The 8,915-nt window shown below is 60.5% G+C and carries 5 protein-coding genes, 1 tRNA gene and 2 pseudogenes; 2 read left to right on the forward strand and 6 right to left on the reverse strand.

Going from position 1 to position 8,915, the window contains the following annotated elements:
- A pseudogene (locus tag DDF67_RS13665) lies at window positions 1-102 on the reverse strand (UTP--glucose-1-phosphate uridylyltransferase); the annotation flags it as partial.
- Window positions 103-326: 224 nt separating this feature from the next.
- Between DDF67_RS13665 and DDF67_RS25345 the strand changes: the two are divergent.
- Window positions 327-650, forward strand: a complete 324-nt coding sequence (locus tag DDF67_RS25345; RefSeq protein ID WP_146198033.1) for a hypothetical protein — start codon at window positions 327-329, stop codon at window positions 648-650.
- Window positions 651-1,572: 922 nt separating this feature from the next.
- On the opposite strand, the gene DDF67_RS13675 is transcribed toward DDF67_RS25345, so the two are convergent.
- Together DDF67_RS13675 and DDF67_RS26085 are read right to left on the reverse strand one after the other, a co-directional pair.
- Window positions 1,573-1,646, reverse strand: a tRNA-Cys gene (locus tag DDF67_RS13675).
- Between the two features lie 103 nt (window positions 1,647-1,749).
- Window positions 1,750-3,432: a hypothetical protein gene (locus DDF67_RS26085; RefSeq protein ID WP_146198034.1), complete on the reverse strand. Its 1,683-nt coding sequence runs from the start codon at window positions 3,430-3,432 to the stop codon at window positions 1,750-1,752.
- 440 nt (window positions 3,433-3,872) lie between these two features.
- On the opposite strand from DDF67_RS26085, the gene DDF67_RS13680 reads away from it, so the two are divergent.
- Complete coding sequence (locus tag DDF67_RS13680; RefSeq protein ID WP_158278053.1) at window positions 3,873-4,430, forward strand: hypothetical protein; 558 nt, start codon at window positions 3,873-3,875, stop codon at window positions 4,428-4,430.
- Between the two features lie 206 nt (window positions 4,431-4,636).
- Here the strand turns inward: DDF67_RS13680 and DDF67_RS13685 are convergent, their stop codons facing one another.
- The 3 genes and pseudogenes from DDF67_RS13685 to DDF67_RS13700 form a co-directional block, all read right to left on the reverse strand.
- Complete coding sequence (locus tag DDF67_RS13685; protein WP_332888328.1) at window positions 4,637-4,918, reverse strand: helix-turn-helix domain-containing protein; 282 nt, start codon at window positions 4,916-4,918, stop codon at window positions 4,637-4,639.
- 1,017 nt (window positions 4,919-5,935) lie between these two features.
- Window positions 5,936-6,397 (reverse strand): annotated as a pseudogene (locus tag DDF67_RS13695) (LysR substrate-binding domain-containing protein); the annotation flags it as partial.
- A gap of 90 nt (window positions 6,398-6,487) precedes the next feature.
- The gene (locus DDF67_RS13700; protein WP_199229229.1) at window positions 6,488-8,116 is read right to left on the reverse strand and encodes a PAS domain-containing protein; all 1,629 of its coding nucleotides are present in this window, start codon (window positions 8,114-8,116) and stop codon (window positions 6,488-6,490) included.
- Window positions 8,117-8,915 lie beyond the last annotated feature (799 nt).

The raw sequence follows: 8,915 nt of genomic DNA on the forward strand, positions 1-8,915 counted from the left end.
GTCCACGACGTTGAGAAGCTCCTTCGGCGTCGACTTCGTCCCGGGCAGCACGCGGGTGCCCAAGCCGGCGACGGGAAGGACGGCCTTGCGGACGGGTTTCATGAGCACCTCCGAGCAAAATTGCCAGGTGCGAACGCGCAAAGGCCAAGCTTGTTCCAGGCGGACGATCGTATGTCTTCGGTGATGCAGCGCGACGCCTTGTCGCGGCGCAACGCGGTTCGACGACCACAATTCCGCTACCGGCGTAACAAACTTTGCCTTACTCACGCAACGCTATCGTCGACCCAGGATTTTCGCCTGAGGGGCGTAGGATCGAGGCGCGGTGAATGCCGAAGACCAAGGAGCGAACGGATCGATGGGTGGAGGTTGAAGCGCTGTGCCTTTGCGCCAGACTGGAGCGCCTTTATGGCGCGGCGGCTCCGGACCAACTGGTCGGGTTGGACGAGCACCCTGCTGTTCTCAGGCGAGCATCCTCCTTGTCGCGGCGCCGCCGAACATTTGGCCTGCTTGGCTTTTGCTCCGTGCTGATTGGTCTTGGCATCATCGAGAGCGCCCCCGCAGCTCGCCGGCCGATCGCTGCGAGCGCTGGCGCCGTGGTCGCGGCCTCGGCGATCTGGCGCTATGATCTCTCGGGCTGCTGCCCAGCCTAACCTCAACCGTCCGGCCGCAAAGGCTGGGTGAGGGCTTCATCGCCTCGGGCGTTGCTACCCTGACGCTGAGCTCGGTCGTCGAAGGGGCGGCTCTGCGAGCGGTGCCTCCGGTGGTCTTAGCTTGTTGGATAAACTCGTGATTTCGGCCGAGCGACCGTGACCAGTCAGGCTATAGCCGGCGTCGAACCCGCTTCCTGGCGTGACGAGGTCGAGCCTGATGGCGCCAAAGGGGCTGGCTTTATCCTGATCAGCAAGTCCGCCCACTTGATGGGCAAAAATGGCGAGCAGATCCCGAACCCAATATCGAGCCCTGTGCTCGGGCTCGTCAGGCGCGTTCGCAGTCAGTCGCACCTCCCCGTCACAGTTGCTTTGCTGGCCGTTTTTAGGCCGCAATGCAGTGGAGCTTGGGCGGTCGCATTATAGTGTTTCTTACTCACTTTTAGTTCGAGGGGGTCCTGCGCCAGGATCCGCGCCAAATTAGCTCTGCCGGTAATCGTCGGTTGCTGAGCTAAGGCTTCTGAGAAGGAGCTTTGAAATGGCCGAGCAGGTTAGTGGCATAGCGACGCGGCGGGGCTGGATCGAGCCGCTGCTGCGGCGCGGATCCAGGCCGCCGGGCCATTCCGTCGCCTGCTCCCCGACCACGCCTACGACGCCAGCCATTTACGCCAGTGCCTGGCCGAGCGCGGCGCTGACGCGGTCATTCCTTCAACCGCTTCACGCAAGGTCGCCATTCTCTACGACGTCGACGCCTACAGGCAGCACGACCTCGTTGAGCGCTTGTGGTGCAGGCTCAAAGACCCCGTCATATAGTCAACAGCTACGGAAAGCTGGCAGGAACTACCTCTTCGGCGCCCTCTGCGCTTACTGGCTCAACTGAAGCCAGGCCCTAACCGGCTAAGCCATCAGAAAAAAGAGCAGAGGTTGGAGGCCCGGCCCGGAATCGAACCGGGGTAAACGGATTTGCAGTCCGGCGCGTAACCACTCCGCCACCGGGCCACCGGTCGACACGCTTGCGTCGGCGAAGAGGGGGTCTGGCTATCAGAGGTCGGGCGGGCTCGCAATGGCCAACTTAGTGTATCCACAGCTAAGCTGGCGCCCTTCAGGGCGTGGCCCAATCTGTTTCAAGAAGCCGAGAAATGAACGCAGCCTTGTCGCCGGGCAGGAACCGGGAATAATGCCGAGCAACAGTCGCGGCGGTGTCTTGTATAGCGTAGCCGGCTTGCTCGAAAGAGCCAGTGCGTTTCAAAATATGTGTTGCCAATATATCGCGCACATTGTGCGGTCCGTGGGGTAATAAGCCCTTAATAGCGCCCTTACCTGTGTAAGGGTTAAAAACGCCGTAGCGTTGCACTACTTCTCTCCACGCCATATAAAATGTTGTGCTGTCATAGCTGGCATCCTTGGTTGTCAGCCTCTTCACGGTCTTTACAAAAAGAGTCCCTGGGTCGCTAGCGGTCGAAAGGAGTACCGCTCGATGTTTAGCTAGGTAAAGTTCAATATGCGTGTAGAGGCCGCCAGTGTCCGGCAAGCGTAGAATGTACGGCCGATCAGCGAAGTACGATGATCGACCATTCTTGAATGCCGCGGCGGGTATCCGAATTGTCCAGCCATTTTTATCTTCGTCCCAACCGAGTTCGCCGCATCGCAAGGACTCAAGCTGGGTCATCGGCGTCGGCTTCGCGCCTCGTTTGCTTGCCCGGAGTTCTCGGAGATTTCTCTGCCTCAAACCTGTATGCAGTCCAAGCTTTAGCATCAGGCAGGAACGTGTCGCCTCTGCCGCTGCAACGGGATAACGTCGGCGATCAGGCAGGGTGCGGAGGACTTCGGCAGGTATGCGCGCGTAGACTTGCACAGGGGTGTCGGATTCCAGGACGGGTAGGATCGCTTCAAATGGGTCCCTGTGAATTTTGGCCACACGCTTCACATCGCTCGCCCAGGCGCAAAGCTTAGCGCACGCCTGATCGCAATACGCTTCCCAATCCGCCTGCGCGCGACTGACATCTTCACGCGTAATAATATTCGGGACCTCCGGCATGCGGCCAGCGAGATGTGGCGACTGCCTTAGCCATCCCGTAGGCTCACGCGTCAGCGCTCCCCCGAGCAAAAGCATGTCCGCCTCCCACAACGTCAAGAAGCCTCGACGTGCTCGGCGCCATTGCAGGTACCATGCCCAGATGCCTGGATGCGCGAGCATGGCAAAGCTGATCTTTTCCAGGGGGACGCCCAGACCCTTAGCCGGCCCGTCTGGGTGGGCCGTTAGCGCCCCGAACAAGAGCCCAATGTGGGCGGCGCGTTGCTGAACACTGGCTTCCCCCCACACCCCGGAGCGATTGAGGCGGAGAGGGGTGATTTCAGAGGCTTTGAAGCGGAGCAGATCAGCCATTTCCGCGTCCAGCGCAGCTGGGGCCGGTACTCGATCCACCCCGACGGTGAAATGCGGCTCAAATTTTTTCGGCTTGAGCGAATACGGCATGCTCGTATCGCAAGCTTCGGCGGAAAAGCCGACGGCATATGCAAACGACTGTGCATTCCGCTGATAGCGCCGGTAAGGCGTTGACCCGCCTAGAATGACTGTTCGAACCCAACTGATGATCTGGTCCTGTTCGGTCACGGGGCGGTCATTAAAGTCTTCGGGCAAATGACTCGATATTCGGCGGCGCTCGCTCGCGGTTAAGCCTGGCAATTGGTGGCCGTAATAGCCTCGCCGCTGATACGGGAGCAGCCTCCGCAACTCTCCCTCTCCAAGGCCATAACGCCGCTCAATGAAAGCGATTGCCCTCATGGCCTTAACATCCCGAGGGCTTTGAGCTCCGCGCCACCACGAATAGATGCTAGACCGGCCGATAGCGTGTCCTGCTTGATTTAGCACGCGGTGCAGTTGTGCTCGGCTGTCGCCATGCCGCTCGGCGCATAGTTTTAGTGCAGAAGCGAAGCCACCGGCGCCAAAGTCTAACTTGGCTGCGGCTTCAGTCTGGTAAAGTTGCGAAGCAGGGAAGCGCTGTCGCTTCGACCCGTCTGGTGGCGTCCCGCCGCAATGGGATCGATGGGCCAAGCCGGCGTCCTCTCAGTCTCACAGTTTCAGAGAACGCGACTCTACCCATCAACGCGACGTGACGCTACCTATAGTCATCATTGGGGGCTAGATGCAGCGCGATCGGCATCATGTTCGTAGGCGCTTAAACGCTATTAGAAGGGCGTGTTTCTAGGCTATTGAGCCGCGCATTGGCGGTGACGCCTAACCGAAAGCGCGGGCCATTTCAGGTGAAGCGGATTTTTACAACCTTGGACGCGGCGGCGATAAGTGGGCTCGAACTGAAGATCGTCCAAAATTTGATAGATAAGAAGGTAGTGATTTTAGAGAGGTCTGGGGGTGGACGCCGATCGCCCCGGTTTCTGTCTCGTCATCATCTACTATGCCTGCGGCTCGACTACTATCTGACAAGTAACCTGTCAGTGCCTAAACGTGCTCGGCTTTATCGAGAGCTTGAAGAGCGCCCTGGGCTGGAGAATTACAGTGTGAACCCTGTTGTTCACTTGGATGTCGCGTGGGTGCGTCGTGATGTTGACGCCCGTATCGCCGATCTTGATGAGGCCATCAGCACGCTGGGAGCTAACCGGCAGGATCCAACATTCCCTCACACCCAAATAAAAGTCTACGATACGGTGAGGCTTCTTGAATTGGGCCTGGATCCTCAGGACATTATTTCGGAATACACATTGACCGAGCGCCAGTTATATCTAGCACGGCTTTGGGTCGTGGCGCATCCGCACAAAAATTGAAGCGCAATTTGCCTAGTGCTCCCTTTGTGTTGCCGCTCTGGTCACGTCAAGCAGCGGGGTGTTCCTGGCATCCAGGCGCAAATGCGCTGGGGTCAGCACCAATTGTAGGGCGCTTATGTCGGAGCTGTCTTCGTAAGAGGCTAATGTCAATGCCTCTAACCTGATGATCGACGCCCATTGAGCAGCGCTCTAGAAGCGTTGAATCTCTATTCGCATTCACGCAGCAGGCGCCAGGGCTCAACGCCCAAAGCTAGCGCTAGTCGCTCAACATTATCCAGTGACACGTTCCGTTCAGCGCGCTCAATCGCGCCGACATATGTTCGATGGAGTCCGCTATCGCTGGCTAAGCGTTCCTGGCTGATTTCGAGCGTCGTGCGCAGGCGACGTACATTCGCCGCCACCACGCGGCGCAGCTGAGAAGGCGGCGCTTTCATCTGAGGTGACGCTATGCGGAGAGCGTTCCACATTCGACAGACGATGAGTAGCATAGTAGGTGATGCCTATAAGTAGCCTGCGTGAGGAGCACCGGGAGCTTTGGAATGCCAAATCGGAAGCGGCGTCTAACTATTTATAAGGTCATTGAGAAGCGGATTGATGTTCGCCGCCGCCTACCCGTTCCCGAACGCGGGAGTGATGAAGCATTGGCAGAGTTGCGTTCCAGGCGCGAGGAAATCAGCTTCCATAAGGAACTGGCCCAGCAGATGGATGTTCACGGTGATACTTGCGCGGCACTTCAACTTGTTATCGAAAATGCCGGAATAAAGATTCATAGAGCGACGATCAGTGCTTGGCGCACCGGGCGAAGAGCCCCGGGAAGCGCGGAGGAGCGACGCGCACTCTCGGTTATCGAGGAGCACTATGGGATTGCGAGCGGCGTTTTGAGTGCATGCCTTCCTCGTGGTCGGCGAGGCATGTATTGGCGTCCCATGTGCTAAAGTTGACCGGATCTTTCGAGATGGCTGGTTATGCTATTCAGGACACGGCCGAAATGGTTGAAAGACATTACGCGCGCTTCCTGCCGCAAGAAAAGGCAGCGATAGCCGCTGCGGTATTGGATGACTGCTGGGCCTGATATCGTTGCTTCTCCCGTGCGCGCGCAACGAAGGGACCGCCTTACGAGCGGCGCATTTGCTGGTCAATCTGAGAGTCGCAGCAACGGGTGCTGGACCTGATCACGGCCCGCTCCGCAAATTCGGCGTTTTGCTTCGCGGCGCGCAATTTCCACGCTCGACCCGCTCAACTGGGGCTGCCGTCGGCCGGCAGCTGCTGGAATATGGTCAAGTTAAATGCCCGCGCAGGGGCGGCTTGGATCTAGTGGGTGAGTCTCCGAACTCTAGAGTTTTGGTCAGCCGAGTTCCGCTGCGCTGAACGTCCCGTTCTTGGAGCGGCGCTAAGGTCCGCATATGGCGCGACGCCGTCAGGTGTCGCGTTCGTATTGGGTGTTGATGGCGTGCGGGGGCTTTGATTGGATCGTGTCGATCGGACATGTCTTCTTCGCGGCTGTATCAAACCTGGGTCGAACGCCGCGCCTCAGCCTCGAGATAGGTCACCAGCCAGTCGATGAAGGCCCGAACGCACGCGTTCAGTCGTTTGGCGGGAGGATACAGCACCGAGATCGGGTCGGAGCCGTTGGTCCAATCGTCCAGCAACCGCACCAGCGCCTCGGATGCCAGGTGGGCGGCGACAGTGGACAGGTAGGTCTGACCCACGCCCAGGCCGTGAAGGATCATGTTCACCTGACCCGTGCTGTCGTTCGCCATGAGATCGCGGGCCTCGATGACGCTGCGCTGGCCGTTCTTCTCGAACACCATCGGCCTGACTTCGCTGGATGCGGCCGAGAAATAGCCGATACGCAGGTGGCCTTCGAGATCGGAGGGCTGAACGGGCGCGGGACGGCCCGAGAGATAGGCCGGACTCGCGCAGGTGACGATCGGATCCTCATAGATCGTCCGGGCGATCAATGAGGTAGCGGCGAGGCGCTTGGCTCGCCCGGCTCACGAATGTCGCGTTCTTGGAGGTCCGCCAAGTTCTGCTCCTGGCGCGGTTGAGCCTCATGGCTAGCCCTCTGCGGATCCGAAATCTGACGGCGTCCGTCGCACATCCGGGGACAGGTTCGCGAGCGCCTGGCGTACGCGGTCGAGCAGTTCGGCGCGCCGATAGGGCTTGCCGATGACGTTCTGAGACGGGCGTGCAGGCCCCTCGGCGAGCAGATCCTCATTGTAGCCGGTGGTCAGAAGAACGGGGATCTCCGGTCGTAGACGCCGTACATCTTCGGCCAGCACGATGCCATTGCGGCCGCCCGGCATGACGATGTCGCTGAAGAGCAGGTCGAAGGCGTCGGGTGCGGCGGCGAACACCGCTAGTCCCTCATCGCCCGAGGACGCCGTGGTCACGCTGTACCCGGCCGCGCTCAGAATCTCCCGACCCAGCGCCTGAACCTCGGGATTGTCCTCGACAAGGAGAACCCGCGCGCCGTCAGGAGAAGGCTGGTCTACTTGCGCGGGGAGGGCGGCCACGCTTGCTGGAGCCCGGATGGTGCGCGCTATCGCTTCGGGCGCGACCGGGAAGATCAGGCGGATCAGCGCGCCGTGATCAGGCTCGCTTTCGATCTCTAGGCGTCCGCGTGACTGCTGGACGAAGCCATGCGCCATGGCCAATCCAAGGCCCGTGCCCTTGCCGACGCCCTTGGTGGTGAAAAACGGCTCCATGGCCCGCTCGAGGACATGGTGGGGCATGCCCTCGCCCTCGTCCAGAACCTCGACGGCGACATAGTCGCCGCTGGGCAGCTGCCGTGCCTCGGCGTCGCCATTGAGATGAAAGCTCCGGGTCGTGATCGTCACGACGCCGCCGTTGGGCATGGCGTCGCGGGCGTTGATGACGATGTTGAGCAAGGCCATCTCAAAATGGTCGGCGTCGACCAGGACAGCCGGCAAGCGGCGGCGCAGGTTCAGCTGGACGTCGATCTGCGTGCCCAGCGTGCTCTCGATCAGCTCGCCGAAATTGGCGATCAGTTCGGACAGATTGACCGGGGTCGGTTCTAGGCGCGTTTTGCGGGCGAAAGCCAGGAGCTGTCGGGTGAGTTTGGCTCCGCGCTCGGCCGCCGAGCGGGCCGCATCGATGTAGCGCAGGCTTCGCTCGTCAAGCGGACGCGACGCCAGGAGCTCCAGGTTGCCGTTGACCACCTGCAGCAGGTTGTTGAAGTCGTGGGCCAGTCCCGCGGTCAGCTGCCCGATCGCCTCCATCTTCTGGGACTGACGATAGGCCTGCTCGCTGTCGCGCCGACGGCTCACATCCAGTTGGCTGGCGAAGAAGTAGAGGAGCTCGCCGGAGACGTCGTACACCGGACCGATGAAAACCGAGTTCCAAAACGGGGTGCCATCGCGCTTGTAGTTGAGGATTTCCACGGATACGGCGTCGACCTTTTCCACGGCCTCGCGAAGCTCGGCGACGACCTCGCGGTCCGAGCCGGGCCCCTGCAGGAACCGGCAATTGCGACCGAGTATCTCAGACTCTTCATAGCCCGTCAGATCCAGGAACGCCTTGTTGGCGAAGACCACCGGATTGTCCGGCTTGTTGGGGTCGGTCAGGATCATCGGCATCCGCGTCATCTCGACCGCGGCGAAGAACACACCGCCGCGTTCGTTCAGATCCGGACGGGTAATCGTGCTTTCGCGCCAATGGCGCATGCCAGACGTCCCAAGCGGTTCGGAAGGCCCATCATCCAAGGTCCCAGCGGCCGGCACGCCTCGGGCTTGGCCACCGCCCTCAATGTCCTCTTCATGGTGTCGCGGCGAATGATCATCATCGGCAGTCACGGCGGTCGTCCAAGCGGTGCTGTTAAGACTCACCCCAACGCGCGACGCATGCTCTTGGTTCGGCGATATGGAAAGCGCCTTGGAGCCTCGCCACCGAGTTTCTAACATCACTTTCCTGGAGGGTCGCAAGAGTCCGCTCCCGGCGCGACCGGGCGGCGATGCAGACCTCCGGACGGCCGAGATGGGCGGGAAGCTGACCTCGCGCGCTCATCATGCAGCCGGTCAATCGGCCGTCAGCAAGGCGGCGTCGCATCAACCGCCCAGGATAGCGATAAGCTCAGGATCAGACCCCAGGGATTAATGGCACGGGGCCTCGTATAGGGCTGAGTTTAGGGATAGGCGCCTTTGGTGGAACAACGGCGCTGAACTTCCTGCCGCGCTTCGAATTGCCCTCTCGGGTGCGATCTTAAGGCGGTTCAAAAGCGCTCGGTCGCCGCGGCGACGAACGGCGAACCGCGTGCCGCGCGCCAAAGGCGGTGGATCTCGATTAGCCGGGGTGGGGCGAGACCGTAGGACCGCAGGGCTAGGGTCCGTACTCAATAAGCGCTGGCGGTAATGTGTGGTTGCTGATTCAAGGCTTCTGAAAAGGAGCCGTGAGATGGCCAAGCATGTTCAGTGGCTTAGCGACGAGGAGTGGGCTCGGATCGAGCCGCTGCTGCCGCGCGGACGT

The sequence above is a fragment of the Caulobacter endophyticus genome (genome assembly GCF_003116815.1).
Lineage (GTDB): Bacteria > Pseudomonadota > Alphaproteobacteria > Caulobacterales > Caulobacteraceae > Caulobacter > Caulobacter endophyticus.

What these genes read in the sequence shown, in the direction of transcription:
- DDF67_RS25345 (WP_146198033.1), top strand. Translation starts at nt 327, where the DNA reads ATGCCGAAGACCAAGGAGCGAACGGATCGATGGGTGGAGGTTGAAGCG.
- DDF67_RS26085 (WP_146198034.1), bottom strand. Translation starts at nt 3,432, where the DNA reads ATGAGGGCAATCGCTTTCATTGAGCGGCGTTATGGCCTTGGAGAGGGA.
- DDF67_RS13685 (WP_332888328.1), bottom strand. Translation starts at nt 4,918, where the DNA reads ATGCTACTCATCGTCTGTCGAATGTGGAACGCTCTCCGCATAGCGTCA.
- DDF67_RS13700 (WP_199229229.1), bottom strand. Translation starts at nt 8,116, where the DNA reads ATGCGCCATTGGCGCGAAAGCACGATTACCCGTCCGGATCTGAACGAA.